Below are 19609 nucleotides of genomic sequence, written 5' to 3'. Positions count from 1 at the left end.
TGCGAAGGCTACTGACCAGCTGCGTCAACCACTACGGTGACTTCTGACAGGCGTTCTTTGAGTATACGCTCAAGAGGAATAGTACCTCGGTAGCTTACCGCAACCGAGAGTTGCTGATGCTCGTACTCTACCAGACGCGTGCTTTCAATCCCGTTGAGGTTGCCGATGCGATCAAGCAGATCCGAGGCAATGATAAAACTCTGCACATCTTTGAAATGCACCGTGTATTCGGTTTGTTCAAGGGGGGCAGCGGGCAGTGCAGGTTCGGCGGGCGGCGCAGGTTCGGCGGGCGGCTCGGGCTCAACCACCACCGCAGGCTCACCGGGCACTGTCGCTTCGACCATCCGCTGAGCCTCGGGAGCTGGCTGAGACGCAGGAGCATCGGGCACAGACGGGCGCACCGATGGCTCGGGCCAGTTCGTACGAACAGAGGGGGGAGGAACAGTCGACGGTGACTCACTGACACGCGCATAGGAGCGTTCAGCTAGTTCAGCGTTTTTTTTTGCTTCAGAGGTAGATGACGGGGGCAACCCGACCGAAGACATTGGCTTGAGCATATTGCTGAGCGAGCGCTGGAGGTCCATCAACTGGACGGACATCTGCTGCGTTTCAGCAAGGATCTGCTCACGCTCGGCCTGGGCCTCACGGATCATGCGTTCGCAATCGGCTTTAGCGGAAGCGCGTTGCTGGGCAACCTCGGCGGCCACCTGTTGGCGTGTCTGGGCACGTTCCTGGTCGGCCTGATGACGAGCCTGGTTCAGAGCTTGCTCGTGCTGGCGGCGTTCCTCAGCGAGAGCCACGCGGAGATCGGCAAGTTCCTGGCGCAGAGCATCGCGCATCTGGATCTGCTCCTGACGCTGACGCCGATAGCGCGCAATGAAGCGCTCGGTCTCCTGCTCAAGCTGGCGGGTAAACTCACCACCAAACTCCACTGTCTGCTGGATACTAGTTTGAATTTGCTGCTCAAGTGTTTGATAGATCGCCAACCGCTTCTGAATCCACTCACTGAAGCGCTGTTCGTCATCAAACGAACTTTCCTGGGCTGAAGACGGCGGGAGATCAGGTTCAGGAGGCCAGGCAGAGCCTTGAGCCATAGGACAAACCTCGTGGTTGTGCAAACTGGTGCATGCTGTACAAACACCGGGGAGGAGAGACGCTGAACAGCACTGTGAACAAGATTGCTCAGGCACATTTGCGGCATCAGACTGCGCAATTTTACGCGCCGCTTTCGGGGGAAGTATAGCGCATTGCGCTAATGATTGTCAAGCGTGGTGTATAATAGCAGACATTATGTGCTCGGTTTAGTTCGCGGAGGCATTATGCAGGCAAACGTCCTGCCCGTTGATGAGTATCCACTCCGTGGGCCGGTTCAAATCTGGGATGGGCCTGTCTTTTACCGTGAAACGATTGGTGAGCCAGCGGTTCACCCACCCCTCTTGCTCTTGCACGGATGGGGCGGCTCGTCACGCTACTGGCGACCCACGATGGCGGATCTGGGCAACGATCGTGTGGTGATCGCCCCTGATTTGCCCGGGTTCGGTGAGTCGCCACCACTCAAGGGTACTGCTACCGCCGAGAATCTGGCTGAGATGGTGATTGCGTTTGCCGACAGGATGGGCCTGGAACAGTTTGACCTTAATGGGCACTCGTTCTGTGCAAGTGTCGCCGTTTATCTGGCAGTGCGCTATCCGCACCGCGTGCGACGGCTGGTGCTTACCTGCGTAAGCACGTTTCGCAGTGAAGGCGAACGCCGCATTGTCGAGCAGGTTCACCATATTCTAGCGCTCTGGATGGCGCTACGACGACCGTGGATGGGGCGGGTTCGCCCTTTCTATCGTACGGTTGCGTCACGCTTTTTTTACCGAACGCCCAGTGACGATCAGATCCTCTACGAGAGTTTCATTGACTTTATGAAGATGGATCAGCGTACCGCGCTCGAAACGGCGTCGAGTGCCGGCGATCACGCCATCCATCCGGCGATGGCGTCGGTACGCAATGCAACCCTGGTGATCGGGGCACGCCAGGATACGATTATGCCACCATCAGGAACCCCCGAGGTGGCACGGCTGATCCTCAATAGCCGACTCGCCTGGATCGAGCGGTGTGGGCATTTGCCAATGATCGAGCGCCCGAAGGTCTACCATCGCGTATTGCGTGAGTTTCTTGATTGAGCAAGAGGATGGCATGAGCGAAGATCTCGTACGTTACCGAGCCGAATTTCCGATTACTGAGAAATACGCCTTTTTGAGTCATGCGGCTGTCTCGCCACTCAATACGCGCATTGTGCAGGCCGTTGCCGCCCACAATCAACTTGCTTCAACCGAGCCGCCGATGCGTTTTCTGGGGCAGGTCTTTCAGCTCATGGGCGATCTGCGCCAACGCCTGGCAACGCTGATCAATGCCCGCGAGTCCGCTGAAGTTGTGTTGATGCCTAATACGGCGATGGGGCTCAATACGGCGGCGGTCAGTCTACCGTTGCGGCGCGGTGATAATGTCTTGATTCTCGAAGGTGACTATCCGGCGAATGTCTACCCGTGGCAGCAACTGGCCTACAAGGGCGTTCTGACCAAGGTAGTGCCGCAACACAAGGGTGGCCTCGATCTCGACATGCTCGCCGCCCGCATTGATCGCCATACCCGCGTGATTGCTCTGAGTACCGCAATGTTTGCCACCGGCTTTCGCAATGATATCGAGGCCGTCGGCAAACTCTGCAAAGAGCGTGGGATCTATTTTGTGGTTGATGGCATCCAGACGCTGGGGGCGTTCCCGATGGATGTGCAGGCGTGCAACATTGATTTCCTGGCGGCTGGCTCGCAAAAATGGATGCTCGCGGCACCGGGGGCGGGCTTTCTCTATGTCCGTCAAGAACTGCTTGATGAGCTTGAGCCAGGGGCGTATGTGGGGGCATCGAGTGTCGTTGACTCGATGAACTACCTCGATTACAACCTGACCTTCCCGGCAAGCGCTGATCGCTTTACGCTTGGCACGCCGAATATTTACGGGGCGGTGGCGCTGCGCGAGTCGGTGATGTTGCTGCAAGAGGTTGGCATCGAGCGGATTCAGCGCCAGGTGCTGACCCATGTGGATACGCTGATCAACGACCTAAGTGAGCGCGGGTATACGTTTGCCGCCGATCCGTCGCCAGCGCATCGCAGTGGCATTGTGGTCATCAACAACCTGCCCGACCCCGATGCAGCCAGCAAGCGCCTTGATGAAGCCGGGGTGATTGCGACGGTACGCGGCGGGTTGCGCTTTGCGCCCCACTTCTACAATACAACGGAAGAGGTGCTGAAGGTGGGCGAGGTTCTGGGGGATGCCGCGTAACGAGCAGCACGTTCAATCACCTTTCTGATGATTTGACGCAAAGGCGCAAAGGCGCAAAGGGTTTTGAGAACGTATCTGGACGCCAAGCGTACAATAGATAGTCGCAGTCACGTAAGCGCATCAAGGCGATGCCCGATCACGTCTGCGGCTGTCGCCCAACTCCAGCGTTGCGCCTCAAGCGCGGCGGCCTGACCGCGGGCGCGGGCTTCGTCACGATGCAGATGGACGTGGCGCAACAGGGCGACCAGATGGTCATGGTCAGGCTCGGCCCACTGCGCACCACGATAGAGTGGCTCGTGCGGATCAGCAGGCACCAGGCGACGCACGGCGAGCGGATAGCCATAGGGTTCAGTGAGAAAAGCAGTCGATCCGCTCCAGTCCGTGACGATCGCAGGCAACCCACAGGCCATTGCTTCAAGGGCGGGCATGCACCAACCCTCGCCGCGACTCGGCAGCACAAAACAATCGGCACTCTGATAGAGTTCAGCCAGTTGCGGCGCAGTCATGGCACGGTTGTAAAGAATACCTACAGGCGGAGCAGGCGCGGGCAAGGCAGCGTGTAACTCACGGAGCGGATTGGTCGCAGGCGTACGACAGTCAAGTTTCAGCAGCAAAAGCACCGGATCATCAGGGCGAAAGGCCGCCCGATAGGCCGACAACAGCAGATCCCACCCCTTGCGCCGCCCCCACTCAAAGACCGAAAGAAAGATCGTCCGCTCGGCAAGACGTTCACGGGCAGGCCCGGGGCGAAACATTGCCAGGTCAACGCCGAGTGGCACCACGTGTACCGGGCGCGTCACGCCACTGTCGCGAAACATTGCCGCCCCCCACGCCGTCGGCGTCCAGACCTCGTCCATCAGATTGGCCTGGTCAACCCAGGTTGCCGGCAAGCGATCAACCTCAAGCATCGTGAAGCCAATCCGATAACGGCCACTATTCTTGGCAAAGAGATCGCCGCGGCCATAGACTACCTGGGGCACATCGAGGCGCAGGGGCAACGCTTGCAAAGCGGTAACCTGCGCATCACCGACCCCAAAGAGGGCAGCCTCGCGGTCATCTGAGTCGAAGAGATAGAGGGGGCGCACAGCCCGCCCCTGATCACGCAGCGCAAGCACAAGCGCCCGGGACGAGCCACTATAGCCGGTGAGCGAGGTAAACGAGGAATGCCAGACAAGTTCGGTCACGCCTCACGCTCCAATGTCTGTACACGCGCTTCGAGGCGTGCGCGGGCGGCCCGTTCTTCATCAAGATGGGCCGTCAGGCTATCAACAACACGCACCAGCGAAGCATGGAACGTACTCGTCTGGGCCAACTCGGGGCCAAGCAACCACCAGGCCAGACGTGTACGGAGACGGGCAATGAAACCGTGCGCCGGAGGCGGGCGGAGCTCGTACTGCTCACGCAGCGTAATCAACTCACGGGCAAGAAACGGATCGCGCAGTGCAAGCTCAGTCAGCGTCGGCAACAACGCGAGCGCAGGGTGATCAGCGTGCAAACCACGTTCAACCGCAGCGAGCAGCGGCTCGTCGTGGGTATCAGGGACAACAAACAGCGGTTGGGGGTCAAACTTCTTGGTCACAACGGCTCCTCAGCCCTGGTCATAAAGAGGATGGCCTAACGTCGTACTTGTTATACTATACCAGTCCTTCAAGCCTTGCAAAGTTGTGAAGACCTCTAGCAGAAAACGCATGAGATTGCAATGTGATATACTTGCGCTATCCTCGTTTCATCAATAAGAGCGTGCTATTGACATGCAATGGGGACTGTAATTTTCTGCGTAACATAACCTGGAGGAAGCAGATCTTATGTCAGGATTGAATGGAGTCAAGAAACGCCTCCGTGCAAGCCTCCGTGCGCTAGCAGGAGTTGAGCCTGTTGCAATGCCGGTTCCATCAGGCCCAGCTTCGATACCACCCCCAGTTCTATCAAGCACCGTTTCAATCGCCGAGCCACCCCCACCCAGCGAAGAAGCCCCACCCAGCGAAGAAGCCCCACCCAGCGAAGAAGCCCCACCCAGCGAAGAAGCCCCACCTGCCGAGCCTGCACCTAACACACCTTTCGAGATGGGGCGTTGGCTCGCCGCATCGCGGTACCTCCACGGTGAAGGACTTGAGATCGGGGCACTCAATCAACCGTTACGTGTTCCGCCTACAGCCCATGTCAAATATGTGGATCGGATGTCAGTCGCCGATTTGCGTACACACTATGCTGAACTGGCCCATCTAGATCTGGTTGAACCAGACATTATTGACAACGGTGAAACATTAACAACCATTGGCAGTGAGTCGCAAGATTTTGTGATTGCCAATCATTTCCTTGAACATTGCGAGGATCCCATTGGCACGATCAAAAATCTGTTACGTGTCTTGAAGCGCGGAGGCATCCTCTACCTGGCTGTTCCCGATAAACGCTTTACCTTTGACCATGAACGCCCGTCAACCAGCATTGAACATCTGTTACGTGATCATGCCGAAGGACCGACCTGGTCAAAGCATCAACATTTTGAAGAGTGGACTCAATTTGTCCATAAAGTCGAAGGGGAAGAAGCGATTGCCCAGCACGTCGCTTTTCTGTTGGGGATGGATTACAGCATCCACTATCACGCCTGGACGCAATTTGAATTACTTGAGCTTCTGATAATTTTAAGGCGCGATTTTGCATTGTTATTTGATACTGAAATGACAATCAAAAACGAGCTTGAATTTATTATGATTTTACGTACTATCTGATTACAGTCCAGGCTCAACCCAAGGCAGTAGCCGCTTCGTGCGCCTGCCGATCGTAGACCTGGGCGATGGTGTGTTGCACACGAGCAAGGATAGCTGGTAGATGCGTGCTGATATCAGACTCATCTGGATGGAAGAAGGCATGCGCCGCACAGAGTTCGGCCACCGTGTCACGGATGTCAGCATATGCTCGCCGGAGGGCGCGCGCTTCGGGTGAGGCAATCCTGGTCGCCAGGTAGGTCATTTCGGCAGGCAGAAAGCTTCTGGTTAACTGATCGACCGTGATGCGTTTGAAGAGATACCGTAGACGACCGCGGTGATAGTAGGTCATGCGGGTGACTTCGTCGCGTGTCGAATGCGACTCTTGATGGGTGAGGGTTGCCGCTGGTGCATAGACGAGTCGGTAGCGAGCCCGGGCGAGTCGCCAGCAGAGATCGACGTCCTCGTAATACGCAGGCCAGAAGCCTTCATCAAACAGACCAACCTCAACAAGGGCCGACAGGCGCAACGCCAGTGCCGCGCCGGTCAGCAATTCATAGTCACGCAGCGACTCATACTGGCCCTGATCAGGCTCGCCCAGGCCGACATGGCGCACCAGGCCCAACGGCCACTCAAGCAAAGCCCCGGCATGCTGCAGACGTCCATCAGGGTAGCGAATCTTGCTGCCAACGGCTGCAACCTGAGGCTCATCGAGCGGAGCCAGCAAACCGGCCAACCAGCCTGGATCAACCAGGGTATCCTGGTTAAGCAGGACAGCAACGTCAAACGGGGGCGAGGCGGCGAGCAGGGAGCGCAGACCCACATTCATGCCGCCGGCAAAGCCAAGATTGCGTGCGTTCACCAGGATTTCAACCTCGGGGAAGGTGGTGGCAACCCGGGCGACACTCGCATCAGCAGAGGCATTATCCACAACCAGAAGCTTGTCGGCAGGGCGCTGCTGGCGCAACACAGCGGCGAGGCAGGCGCACAGAGCATCGGCAGCGTTCCAACTCAAGACCAACACAGCCACCCGCACCGGCGTTACTCCTTACTGATCGGGGGAGGTGGAACCTCCCCGCGTTGCAGCGCCTCCAGGCGCAACACAGCGTCTTCGAGGCCCTGGAGTTGCATCGCAAAGGCTTCGATCTGGGTTTTGCCAACCCGAGCCAGATGATCGGTTACTTCGGCCTGGGCATAGACAACCTGAATATGCGCTGCGAGCAGCGGCATGACGGGGCGCACCAGCAGATGCGCCAGGCGTCTGCCGAGGTGGGCCAAAAAGGGCGTGCCAGGGGCAGGTTGCTGCAACTGGTGCCAGCGTTCTTCCAGCAATCGCACGGCTTCATTGCGTCGCCCAACCGGCGAAGCCACCGTCGGGCGGACAGGCTCACGGAGAAGGGGAACGAGGACTCGGGTATGCCGAGGCTCACGGACAAACCGCAGGATTGGCTCAATCAGGTGAGCCCATTGCAACCGTGACGCCAGGGCGTGCGCCCGGCTCGCCTGTTGTGCCCGCAGTTCAGCATCCTCAAGCAACTGCACAAGGGCCGCGCTGACGGCAGCAGGATCTTCAGGGGGAACAACCAGACCAACGCCTTCGGCACGGATCAATTCCGCCGCTGGATCGCCGTCGCTCAAGAGACTGGGGCGACCCACCCAGAAATGATCAAGCACCCGCGAACGCACCGCCGCATAGCGGGTCTCGAGGTGGTCTCGATGCAACGAGACAAAGAGATCCGCCTCAAGCAGCAGATCGGCGCGTTGGGCATAGGGCACCCATTCGTCGTAGAAAAAGACGTGGCGATCAAGCAGACCAAGGCGTGCCGCAAGCGTACGTGCCTGCGCCCCTGCCTGCATTGGCAGCGCGTGCCCAGGGTGCCGCCCCGCCAGAAAGACCAGCCGCACCTGAGGCAGCGCCTCGGCAACCGCCGGCATCGCCGCGACCAGCGTCTGCGGATCCATCCAATCCCACAGGCCGCCACTCCAGAGCAGCAGCAGATCATCTAGGCCAATGCCGGGCACCACACCGCGCAACCCTGGCCCCTGGCGAACAGGAGCAGCGGCAGGGAGACCAAACGGCACCACATCAATGAGGCGACGAAGATCGGGATCGTGGTCAGTCAAGGTGGGCGTCACCCGGCCAGCGAGGAGCAAAGCACCGATATAGAGATCACGCTGACGCTCGGTGGCGCAGAGAAAACAATCCCCGGCGGCTAACTGACGCTGGAAAAGCACCACATCACGCTGGTGGCGCAATGAGCGTTCCGCCGCCGAGGCAGTGCGGAAAAGCTCAAGATTTTCGAGCATGGTGGGATCGTAGAGATCGATGATCAAAGGCACATCGAGCTCAGCCAGTTCAGGATGCGCCTCAAGCAAATGCCCGTTGAGCAACACAACGGTCGCACCAGCAAGCCAGGGAGCAAAACTAGCTGGCTCACCCAAAGTATAAGAACCGAGTTGCAAACCAGGTGGTGGCGTCAGATCAATCTGATTGGGCGCAACCAGGGTCGTTGGCACATAGCTCGCCAGGGCACGGGCAAGCTCCCAGGCGCGGATACCGGGCCCGGCCATGCGCGATCCTACAACATCGTGGCTCAACATCAACAACTGCATAACGTTAGAAAAGCCAGGCTGATCGCTCCAGGCCAGAGTCGGCCGAGGCCACACAGATCAACGGAACGAACAACGAGGGGCTAGCGCTGTCGGGTGAAAAGCTTGAGCAAGCGCATCACACGGCCCATCTCGATCCGCTCGATATGGCGTTCGAGGTGGACAATGTGCTGATTTTTCTGGTTCAAGGCGGTGTCAAGCTGCCGCGCATAGTGATCAAGCGCGGCGAGTTGCGCTTGTTTAGCCGCGAGCACCTGCGGATCAAGCCCAACTGGGGCAGGGCGTTCTGTTGCAACATGATCGGGTGCCGTGCGGCGCGGTGCATCACAGAAAGCCACCAGCGGTTGCGCAACCGCGTCCCAGGTGAACGTACGAGCCACGCCATCGCTTGACGCAGCCATGGTACTGCATTGCACACGATTGTGATAGAGCTGATGAAGGGCCGCGCACCAGCCATCAAGATCGTAGGGCGCAACACAGATCGCGCCCCCCGCCTGCGCGATCTGCTCCCCCAGACTATCACCCAGCGAACAGAGGATCGGCAGGCGCGCCCAGAGATAATCGAGCAAGCGAGTTCGGAACGCAAAATGGGTCTCGATCCCAGGCATATGCGCCGAGACGCCAACGTCCGCTTCGCTGAGATAGCGACCACGTTCAGCATAGGGCACCCAGGTATCAAGCATGATCACCGTCTCGTTGAGCACCCCAAGGTGAGCGGCCAACTCGCGAACGGCAACACCCTCGGGCGTCACAATCGGCGGGCCATCAGGATTAGGGCGAGCACCAGCAAAGAAGCAGAGCCTGAGTTGGGGACACGTCTCACGCAGTTGCGCAACGGCACGTACGACAAGCTGCGGATCGAACCAATCCCAGAGACCACCGGCCCAGATCAAGAGAAACGCATCCTCGGGGATCGCTGGATGCACCCCACGCAACACCGGCTCGTCACGGCGTGGCGGTTGAGGATCGAGACCACTCGGCACGAGATCGATCAAACTCCGCAGATCATCATCAGCCTCAGCCACCAGGGTTGGCGTCATACGGCCAAGTACACTCAAAGCCCCGAGCCAATAATCGCGTTGCACCGAAGTCGCACAGAAAAAGAAGTCACCGCGCTCGAGTTGCGCCCTGGTACGAACAACAAAACCCTGAGCCTCAATAGCCGCCGTCACCGGATCGACCTGGCGCACCAGATGCAGACTCTCGAGGATCTGAGGATCGTAAAGGTCAATGGCAATCGGTTGTGAGGCAGCCAGCAATTCAGGATGGCTGGTGAAGACAAACCCCTGACCAACGATCACCTCGGCAGCCGCGACAGCAGCCGCGAGATCACCAATGCGCCCTGGCTGATAGTGAACAACCGCATATGGCAGCGAAGCAGGGCTACTCCCTGCGGGGATCGCAAGTGTCACCTCGTGTGTGCGTGCGAGCACGCGAGCCAATTCGAGCGCACGAATACCGGGCCCCGCCATCGATGGACCGACCACATCGGTACTCACCATCAAAACACGTGTCATATTACTCCTGGGGTACCTGAGTCTCTGCATCAGCATCTTCACCAGCGGGCAACGCACGTTCAGGGGGTAAAAGATCACGCACAAGCGCATCCATCGCTTGCGCAAAGGTCGCAGCGGTAAAACGCTCTTCGTAGCGTACACGTGCGGCACGACCGAGGCGTTGACGGAGCTCGGGCGCACTGATCAAGCGGGCCAAACTCTCAGCCAGTTGATCCGGGTCATCAGGCGGTACGACAAGGCCTTCTTGTTCATGGCGAACTGCCTCGGTCACACCCCCAACATCAGTCACGACCATCGCCTTGCCACAGGCCATCGCCTCAAGGATCGAGACGGGCAACACCTCGTCACGCGAAGGCAGAACAAAGATATCGGCCTGGCGCAGATAGGTCAGGGTCTGATCGCGGTTGAGCAACCCAATAAAATAGACATTCGGTTCAGCCGCGAGATCGGCGCGTACCTGGCGATAATAGTGTGGATCGTGAATCCCACCGATGAAATAGAGTTCAAACTGCGCACGCAACGCCGGGGGCAACTGCTGAAAGGCTTTGACCACAAGATCCTGGCCTTTGCGGGTCTCCATACTGGCGATCACCAGCACCATCAGCGGTTCTTCAGGATCGCGTGGCCGGTCAGGCTCAAAGGGCAGGTCGGGAACTCCATACGGCAGCGGCGTGGGAAGTTGACGCGAGGTAAAGCCGCGATAGAGGGCCGCCGTCGCTGCGGCGGGGAAGATCAAGCGATCGGCAAGGGACAACGCCTCACGCGGGGCCGCCTCGCTTTCCATCAACGCATAGCCCGAGCGCGACTCGTGGATCCACCAGGCCGAGGGAACCTCCATCACGTGGGCAGCCAGGATCACCCGATAGCCGAGGATCGTATTGACCAGCACCAGATCATAGTCACGCACCAGGGTAGCTGCAACCAGGGCATCGTCATAGAGCAATGGATTAACCTCGACCGGGATGCCGGCGGCCTCGACCACAGCCCCGAGTGGCCCGGGTTTGACCGAAGCCATCGTCACCTCATAACCCTGCGCGGCAAAGTGTTGGGCCAGTTGGAAGAGGATCAACGGTGCTCCGGTAAATGAGAGCTCGTGCGAACAGACGAGGAGTCGTGGTGCGCTTGATCCTACCGGCTGCGCAGGAAGACGTGGCTTGAGCAATTGCTCGGCAACTGCAGCCAGTTGGGCGGGATCATACGTCTTGGTCAGGTGAAACGTGGAAACAAGCAGCGCCATCCGCTCAATGATCTTTTCACCGGCGGGATCGGCAATCGCGGGACGGCGCTGCACCGGCGAAAGATGGGGGCTAAAGTAGGGATCGCCTGCCAGAATGTGTGGCAACATCTCAAGCGTGGCCCGCAGGATATCAGCAAAGGGCAAAGCAAAACCGCGTGATGCACCTTCGTGGTGCAACAACGAGGCGTGCGGGGTATAAACAACCCGCAGACCGTGCTGATGGGCGGCAAGACAGAAGGTCAGATCACTATAACCGACACGGTAGCGTTCATCAAAGCCACCGATGGCTTCAAAAACATCGCGGCGCATCATCATACAGGCACCCGTAAGCGCCAGCAGATCGCGATACCACTCAGAGGAACCAAAAGGGCCATAGGTCGGGGTCACATCCCCATCAAAGAGGTGGCTCCCGTGGCCTTCCACACCAATCGCGATCCCCGCGTGCTGGGTCGTGCCATCAGGGCGGATCAGCTTACAGCCAACCACCCCAACCTCGGGGCGCTCGGCCCAGCCAACCAGTTCGTGCAACCAGTCACCGGCACGCACCTCGGTATCATTATTGAGGAAGAGCAGCAGATCGCCCCGCGCCTCGGCGACTCCAAGATTGTTGGCCCGCGACCAGTTGAAGGCTTCCGCAAGCGGAACGACGCGCACCCGACCGTCGGCCTTGAGTTGCTCATAATAGGCCAGCGTCCGCCCATCAACCGAGCCATTATCAACAATGATCACCTCATAGTTGGGATAGGTTGTGGCGGCAAAGATCGAACTGAGACAGGCATGCAGCAACTCGTAGCGATCGCGGTTGGGAATAATAATCGAAACAAGTTTATCTGAAACAGGCCAGAGCACCCGGAGGTCACTCACATTGAGCCGCACCACCTCGGCGGAAGAACCGAGACCACGCGCAAGATGATCGCGCAGCGCACGTTCCTGGCCTACCAGCGCCCACGGCTTGGCATTGGCATCACGCGAAGCTGAACCAGGCATCTGACGCCAGTGGTAGAGCACCCGCGGAAGATGGTAGATCGCCCTGGTACGCTCACTGCAACGCAACGCCAGATCCCAATCCTGGGCACCGTCGGTAGCCGGATTGAAGCGCCCGGACTCTTCGACCAGGCTCCGCCGGAAGACCCCGTGCATCAGATAGTTGGTCGAGAGCAACAGATCCGGCGACCAGGCCGACGGTTTGAACCAGGGACTATGGCGTGTCGTCGCGTCCTCACTGAGCTTATCTTCATCATAGTAGACGATATCAGCCTCTGGATGGGCATTGAGGGTTTGCACCACCTGAAAGAGCGCCTCGGGGGCCAGTGTATCATCGTGATCAAGGAGCAGAACGAACTCACCGGTGGCAAGGGCAAGGGCAGCGTTGGAATTGGCGCTAATACCCGCATTCTGTTCAAGGGTCGTCAGGCGTACGCGGGGATCAGTTGAAGCAAACTGCTGGAGCAACGCACGCACCTCTGGCTCGGTCGAAGCGTCGGCGAGACACAACTGCCAGCGATCATAGGTCTGCATAAAGACCGACGCAAGCATCGCCTTGAGGGCTTCTGGAGCAGGATTATAGACCGGCGTCACCATGCTGATCAAGGGACGATAGGCCAGGTGATGCCCCTGCTGCCGCTGGGCAATCAACGTAACCGCATCGGGCTCATGGGCCGCGATCCAGCGTGCATAGACCGACGCAGGATCAGAAGGCAAGGCCACTGGTGCAGGAGGCGCTTCAGGCAGTGATGGTGGCGGCGGTGGAAGCGCAGGAGCAGGCGAAGAAGCAGGCGGGAGGATCGTGCCACTCCGGCGCAAACGTCGCATCAGTGACATCAACCGTCCCTGCTCAAAGGCCCGCACCAGACTTTCAAGCCAGGCGATATACTCATCGCGATGCGTGATCTCAGCTTCAAGGTGATGGGCATAGGCCTGGGTTTGACTCAGCGTTGGATCAGTGCGGAGATCGGCAAGATCCTCACGCGCCATCGCCCGGATCAGGTCACGCTGCTGGCGCAAAAGGGCTTTGCTCTGCTTGAGTGCAGCGACTTGTTGCCGCAAATCGCGAAGTTGTGCGTCGAATTCCTGGTTCTGCTGCGACGCTTCATTATAATGCTGGAGGGTCGCGTAATGACGACGCTGTTCGTCCTCATAACGCTGGAAAGTCTCGTAATGACGACGCTGTTCGTCCTCATAGTTCTGCTGGGCCTGCACATACAACGCATTGAGATCGCGCAACTGATCGCGCTGTTCCAGGTTCAACGTCCGCAGGTCGGTCGTCTCTTTCCATAATTCCCAGAAACGGCGCTCATAATCACGCACAATGCGTGCTGTCGGTTCATTGCGACGGCGGAAGCGTACCGCCCAGGGCGTAATGAAGGACGCATCAAAATCAACATCACGGTAGAAACCGTGACGCGCAAAGAGGGAAGCCCAGTATTCAGGGGGATTGACGTTGAAGTGGGTGACTTCTTTATAATCAAACGGCGAAGAGGAGAAGAGGATATCGTCGCTGTGGGCGCAGAAATTCGCCACCGCACGCTCGGAGTCTTCCTTTGGCATATGTTCGAGGACTTCGATGCAGATGATCAAGTCATAACGACGTTCAAATGGCTCAGCCACCGAGCCAACCCGGACATAGGGCTTGACTGTTTCGGGAGCATTGGCAATCGCAAACTCCGAGATATCAATTCCCTCGGCGGCGACCCCGCGCTCACGCAATTGTTCCACCAGTAACCCGAGAGCACAGCCTGCATCAAGGGCATCGCTGGGAGCAATCGTGGCAACGATTTCGTCGGCAATCTCACCAAAAAAATTCGTCCAGTGATCATCACGCTCATACGGTCTTCCGCAGCCTGTCGCAAAATAGAACTTATCGTACAGGCTCTGCGGATTCTGTTCCGACATCCCGCTGCTCCTTCTCACGCATCACAACGCCAAGTGCCTCGCAACGCCAGCATTCCATAACGCTCACGTCCGGCATCATTATGCACAACAATCTGATAGAGCCGATCATGCAGGTCAAAGACATGCAACTGGGTAGTATCCACGACCGCAACACTAAGGCTATAGCGACCGGTCAAGAGAGGCAGATCGTTGACGGTGTAATCAAGAAAACCCTGGCCCATGATACGTGGGATTGCAACACTGTCAAACCCGGTATTGGGGCCACTGATCCAGATCCCGCTCTCGTGGTAGATACCCACCCCAAACACCGGCTCGGTGATCGGCTCGTGGGCCTCGTAATGTATCCGTATTGTCAAAGATTTTCCGGTGTGAAAGACAGCCCGTTCTTCACCGGTCTCATCAAGCAATTGAACACGAACAACCTCAACTTCGCGTGTTCCCCGCCGAAAGAGGCTCTCGGTCGCTGGTGAAGCATCCTCGCTCTCCTCACCCTCACGGGTACGCTCGTGCTCGAGGCGAATCTTTTCTTTCCGGTTGACCTCAGCGAGATAGGCATCAATGACCATGCCTGCGGGGCCATCGGCGCGCTGTTCACCGTGGTCAAGCCAGACGGCCACATCGCAGAGCGAGCGCACGACTTCGAGGGCGTGCGAGACAAAGATGATCGTCTTGCCAGCCCGTCGAAAACCATAAATGCGTTCCATGCATTTGCGCTGGAACGCCTCGTCGCCAACAGCCAGCACCTCGTCGGTGATCAAGATATCAGGATCAACTGCGGTCGCAACAGCGAAGGCGAGGCGCGTATACATACCCGAAGAATAGTGCTTGATCTCGGTATCAATGAAGGGGCCGATATCAGCAAAATCAACAATCTCTTCGAGCTTGCGTTCCATCTCGCGCCGCCCGATCCCCATCAGCGACCCGTAGAGAAAGACATTGTCCCGCCCGTTCAACTCGGGATGAAAGCCGCTCCCCAGCTCAAGCAGCGCTGCAATGCGCCCACGGGTACGCACGCGCCCACTTGTTGGCTCGAGAATCCGCGTAATCAACTTGAGCGCCGTGCTCTTGCCGGCCCCATTATGCCCAACCAGGCCCAGCGACTGCCCTTCGTGAACAACAAAATCAACATCACGCAACGCCCAGAAGACATCGCCAGGCGGCCGCGGGCGCACCAGCCCAATCACCCGCTCTTGCACGGTCTTGCGCTGATCTTTGTGCAAGACAAAGCGCTTGCTAACCTGGTTGAATTCAATGACAGGGCTCAAATTTCTTCCCCAAAATTGCGGCTAACGCGCTGAAAGACCCAGTAACCAACCACGAGAATCACCAGCGCCATCACACTCACGCGTAAAACGCTGCTCAACGCAGGGAGTGCGGGCGTCGGGATCTGCCCAACGGCAACGACATTGCCATACAGAATTTCACGATAAAATTCGATCAATGACGCCATCGGATTGAACCAGCGCACCAGGCGAACCGCTAATCCTTCGCCAAAGACCCCAAGCGGATAGATAATTGGCGTCAGGAAGAACCAGATATTCATGATGATGCCGATAAGGTGGACAACATCACGATAGAAGACCGCCGCCGAGCCGAGCAGCATGGCAAAACCCACAAGCATGATCGTCTGGATAAGCATAAGCACCGGCAAATAGGCAAACGACCAGGCAAAATTGAGGCGCCCGATAGTCGTCAACTGCACCACCGCCATCACCAGAAACATCATCGGCAACGAGAGCACAAAGTTGATCAGACTCGAAAAGACCGTCACCAGCGGCAAAACCTCGCGAGGAAAGTAGACCTTTTTGATCAAAGACGCGTTGTCAATGATGCTGCGGGTACCACCGATGATCGACTCGGCGGTATAGTTCCAGGGCAAGAGCGCGACAATAATAAAGACCGGAAACATGGCGATGCTACTAGGCAGCAGCAGGCTAAAAACAATCACATAGACCAGCATCATCCCCAGGGGGGCTAGTTGCGTCCAGAGGTAGCCAAGCGCACTGCCTTTATAGCGCGTGCGGAGATCGCGGAGGGCAAGGTTGCGAATCAGTTCACGATAGCTCCAGAGCTCAACAGCTTTGGAGGTAATCCCGGCACTCCGCTCAAAAGCAACCCCTGTGACTCCAAAGGTGAGGCCAAAGACGGTCGCGAGGGCGATCAAATGGGGAACATACCGTGGCTCAGAGGCTTCCGGCAGGGGTGCCGGAACTGCCCAGACACTAGCGGGGGACGTTGGATCAAACCGTACATCATAGGTCACGACGACATAGTTGAGCGTTGCCTCAATGATGCGGAGGCGCACAATGGCGCGATCACGCTCGGCGAGCTCAGCGCCAGCAACGGGATTCGTCGCTGCACAGGTCACCAACGCAGTCTCGCGGGCTTCAGTACCATTGATCCCGGCGGTACCACAGAGGGCATCGAGGGTCGCATTGCGCGTATTGATGGCAAAACGCCAGAGATCGTAGCGCGCTTCGAGCGCACGAGCCACATCCTGGAGTTCCTCTTCAGGGAGGGTCGCCAGATCGCGAGGCGTCGCAAAGGGCTCAAGCTCGCGTGACATCGGAAATGCCTGAGAGCGAATAATCTGGCGCAGCAACTGCGCAAACGCATCAGGCTCAGTGGGCGTAGCCTCAGGCGAGGTAGACAACCAGAGCTCCCAACCAAGCATATTGCGCAGGATCTCGCGGCCACCGGCGGCACGAATCTGGCGAACCAGTTCTTCGGCCCCAGCATTTGCAAGAGCCTGTGCGTCACTTGCGGTTGACCCAACGCCGCGCACCAGCACCACGCCAGGCTCGTCAGGAATGAAATCAACCCGATAATTAGGCAGCCCAAAGCGCACATCGCCACGGGCAAAGGCGCGCTGACGCAAGACCTCATTGGCATCGCCGATCGCAATGCTCAGGCCAGTCACATTAGGGCCAACCGGATTATAGATCGCGCCATAGCGCTCGAGATCAAAATGGGTCTGCGCCGTCGCATAATAGACAACCGGCTGCGCGAGTACCCGCGGCACGGCAACGGCAAGAGCACCCACTACGGAAAGCAGCACCCAGAGCCATTGATAGAGCCGTAAGCCCAGGACAACTCGATTGAGCAGAGCAAGACGATCAAAGAAATTCACGTTACTATCCGCATACGTAGTACTGTTTCCGCAGGGAGATCGAGCGTGACCAGGGCGGCGGCGGGCCACCAACCCATCCGCCACGACAACCGCCCACGCAAAGTTTCAAGCTCGACATCTTCGACAAAAACCTGCTGCGTTGCCGCTGGCACATGCAGCGTCAGGCCAGATAAAGCGGTTCGCGTTGGATTGGTGAGTTGCAGATGAAGATCGCCACGCTGCGCATCAAGCGCATCAGCCTCAACACGTACTTCGGCAACAGCCGCAGACCATGTCGCAAGCTCATCTAATGGTGCAACCCAGAGGCGGATATCATTCGCCACGCGGGTAGCCACCCGTTGCCAGGAAGCAATCTGTTCAGCGCTAACCACCTCTTCGGTATGCGCCCAGAAGTCTATCATACCACCAGTCTCGACGGCTCGTTCAATTTGCACCAGGGCGAGGCTTGTGCGCGATACCGTCAGGTAAAAATCGGGGCACGCCATCATGCGGCCCTCACGTCCAGGCAACCAGCATGGGCGCGGATGGAGCACAACCCCGTCTTGATCAACCTCCCAGAGACTATACTGGGCCTGGTTACTGAGACGAGTCACACTGGTGATGCCTGCCAATTCCAATTCATCCCACGAAGCATCGCTCATACCTGCGCTACTACTCCAGGGAAAGGCGAGCGAACGAGCGGGGGGCACACCCCGTTCTGCCGCAAGGTTATTCCACGTCTGGAGATCAAGGCGCCAGGTCACTGGATCAACAAGGCCGCCGTGGAAATGGCTAAAGGTATGGCTCTCAATCGTATGCCCGGCTTCACGCAACGGCTCAATCAGATCCCCAAAATACCACTCGGGATGGGACTCAACCGTGCCAAAGGGGTCATCGGCAAACCAGGGCGTTGTCGTCCAGCGATCCGAAGTCCAGCCATTGGCCTGGGTCGCCCAGGGAAAGATCGGATTGCCGAGGAACTGACGCTGCTCGCGGTTGCCGCGCAAAAAATTGTAGCCCGTCGCATAATAGGTCGCCCGGATCGCGAGTGGGGCAAAGATAGCCATGGTTGTCGCAAGGCCCTCGCGCATACGCCGGGCGCGCAGCAGATAGTCTTGATCAACATTTGGATCGCCAATCGAACGCGAATGAACCAGGCCTCCCATCGCCGTTTCCCAATCGAAGGTAAAAGCGACCGCCGCCCGCCGCCCGGCCGGCCAGGTTGCAAGTCGAGGGAGGAAGGGTGTATCGCCGAGAGAAGCAGGCGTACGTGATGCACAGGCAGCAAGCAGGGAGCCGCCAGCCAATGCCCCAGCGAGCCGCAAAAAGCGACGCCGTGAGAGGAACCCTGATTGCTGGCCTGGTCTGGTTGGTTTCATAGGCTTACTGGTCGCAGCAGCGTGGATCGGGCATGGCAGCCAGTTGCGCCAGGGCAACCCCGCCGTGGCGAACACGCAGGCGATCAAGGTAGATGCGATCATCTGAGGCCGGCGCAAATCGGATGGTCAGGCTCGCTGCCTCAGCAGGGGCCTCAAAACTCCCCAGGATCGGCGACCAATCCCGTGGAGGTTGTGCAGGGGTCCAGAGCACCACAGGCTGCCAGAGGGTTCGGTCGGTCTGGATAGGCTGGTCGGCCTCATCGTACCAGTGAAACGCAACGCGCAGACGGGTGGGCGAGCGCTGGATCGAATCGGTCAGGGCAAACCCCGACACACAGTAGCGCACACCGGATTGCACCGGCACAGCGGGTGTCTGGAGATAATTGCCAATGCCGATCACCTGCATCGCACGGCCATCGCCATCAAGATCAAAGCCCTGACCATCAACCGCCGGGCCACGCAACTCGACGCCACCGGCACGGCGGTTCCAGCCATCAGGGAGTGTACCAGGCAGACTCACGAGGGCAAAGTCAGCATTTGGCAACAACTCACGGGCAACAAGCGGATTGCAACGAGCGATCCGTTGCTGAAGATAGAGCAGCGCACCCAGCGCACCAACTGCGAGGCAAAAGATTGTCGCGCCAAGCAGGAGTCGTCGTGAAACCATCACTCTTTCCGGCATCGGCATGCACCGACACGCGGCACATCGCTAAGGTTCAACTGCCAACACGTGATTGTAGCATAGTTTGTAGGACAGGCAAGCGATGCTTGCCTGTGCGTCAGGGCGATTGCATCATACGAAACCGGATAAAAAATACGCTCTCTGTGGCAGCATG

Annotated in this window: 14 protein-coding genes; 3 read left to right on the top strand and 11 right to left on the bottom strand. The window is 58.2% G+C overall.

Going from position 1 to position 19609, the window contains the following annotated elements; translation table 11 throughout:
• Positions 1–8: 8 nt before the first annotated feature.
• The gene (locus tag EYB53_RS03185) at positions 9–1094 is read right to left on the bottom strand and encodes a F0F1 ATP synthase subunit B (protein WP_167857234.1); all 1086 of its coding nucleotides are present in this window, start codon (positions 1092–1094) and stop codon (positions 9–11) included.
• Between the two features lie 225 nt (positions 1095–1319).
• Between EYB53_RS03185 and EYB53_RS03180 the strand changes: the two genes are divergently transcribed.
• Both EYB53_RS03180 and EYB53_RS03175 read left to right on the top strand, forming a co-directional pair.
• Entirely contained in the window at positions 1320–2171 is an 852-nt protein-coding gene (locus EYB53_RS03180) for an alpha/beta fold hydrolase (protein WP_135476673.1), read from the top strand.
• Positions 2172–2184: 13 nt separating this feature from the next.
• Positions 2185–3324: an aminotransferase class V-fold PLP-dependent enzyme gene (locus EYB53_RS03175; RefSeq protein ID WP_135476671.1), complete on the top strand. Its 1140-nt coding sequence runs from the start codon at positions 2185–2187 to the stop codon at positions 3322–3324.
• Positions 3325–3431: 107 nt separating this feature from the next.
• On the opposite strand, the gene EYB53_RS26550 is transcribed toward EYB53_RS03175, so the two are convergent.
• Positions 3432–4508: a glycosyltransferase gene (locus EYB53_RS26550; protein WP_135476669.1), complete on the bottom strand. Its 1077-nt coding sequence runs from the start codon at positions 4506–4508 to the stop codon at positions 3432–3434.
• Positions 4505–4903, bottom strand: coding sequence for a hypothetical protein (locus tag EYB53_RS03165; RefSeq protein ID WP_135476667.1), 399 nt, complete (start codon positions 4901–4903; stop codon positions 4505–4507). The genes EYB53_RS26550 and EYB53_RS03165 overlap by 4 nt, the downstream gene beginning before the upstream one ends.
• Positions 4904–5129: 226 nt before the next feature.
• Between EYB53_RS03165 and EYB53_RS03160 the strand changes: the two genes are divergently transcribed.
• Entirely contained in the window at positions 5130–6053 is a 924-nt protein-coding gene (locus tag EYB53_RS03160) for a methyltransferase domain-containing protein (protein WP_205712566.1), read from the top strand.
• 13 nt (positions 6054–6066) lie between these two features.
• Here the strand turns inward: EYB53_RS03160 and EYB53_RS03155 are convergent, their stop codons facing one another.
• The 8 genes from EYB53_RS03155 to EYB53_RS03120 form a co-directional block, all read right to left on the bottom strand.
• On the bottom strand, positions 6067–7065 hold the full coding sequence (locus EYB53_RS03155) for a glycosyltransferase family 2 protein (protein WP_135476665.1): 999 nt from the start codon (positions 7063–7065) through the stop codon (positions 6067–6069).
• Between the two features lie 5 nt (positions 7066–7070).
• Positions 7071–8630, bottom strand: a complete 1560-nt coding sequence (locus EYB53_RS03150) for a glycosyltransferase (protein WP_254150860.1) — start codon at positions 8628–8630, stop codon at positions 7071–7073.
• Positions 8631–8722: 92 nt separating this feature from the next.
• A complete protein-coding gene (locus EYB53_RS03145) occupies positions 8723–10156 on the bottom strand; it encodes a glycosyltransferase family 4 protein (RefSeq protein WP_135476663.1) in 1434 nt (477 codons plus the stop codon).
• Between the two features lies 1 nt (position 10157).
• Positions 10158–14285 carry a glycosyltransferase gene (locus tag EYB53_RS03140; RefSeq protein ID WP_135476662.1) on the bottom strand — a complete coding sequence of 1376 codons (4128 nt, stop codon included), beginning with the start codon at positions 14283–14285 and terminating at the stop codon, positions 10158–10160.
• A gap of 14 nt (positions 14286–14299) precedes the next feature.
• Positions 14300–15550, bottom strand: coding sequence for an ABC transporter ATP-binding protein (locus EYB53_RS03135; protein WP_135476661.1), 1251 nt, complete (start codon positions 15548–15550; stop codon positions 14300–14302).
• The gene (locus tag EYB53_RS03130) at positions 15547–17415 is read right to left on the bottom strand and encodes an ABC transporter permease (RefSeq protein ID WP_135476660.1); all 1869 of its coding nucleotides are present in this window, start codon (positions 17413–17415) and stop codon (positions 15547–15549) included. The genes EYB53_RS03135 and EYB53_RS03130 overlap by 4 nt, the downstream gene beginning before the upstream one ends.
• Positions 17412–18773 (bottom strand): polysaccharide deacetylase family protein, encoded by a 1362-nt coding sequence (locus EYB53_RS03125; protein ID WP_135476659.1) that lies wholly within the window; start codon positions 18771–18773, stop codon positions 17412–17414. Before EYB53_RS03125 ends, EYB53_RS03130 begins: the two co-directional genes overlap by 4 nt.
• Positions 18774–18777: 4 nt before the next feature.
• A complete protein-coding gene (locus tag EYB53_RS03120) occupies positions 18778–19440 on the bottom strand; it encodes a hypothetical protein (RefSeq protein ID WP_135476658.1) in 663 nt (220 codons plus the stop codon).
• Positions 19441–19609 lie beyond the last annotated feature (169 nt).

It is taken from the genome of Candidatus Chloroploca mongolica (genome assembly GCF_004762035.2).
Taxonomy (GTDB): Bacteria; Chloroflexota; Chloroflexia; order Chloroflexales; family Chloroflexaceae; genus Chloroploca; species Chloroploca mongolica.
The sequence above is the reverse complement of the archived record's forward strand: the minus strand, read 5'-3'. Positions and strand labels throughout refer to the sequence as shown.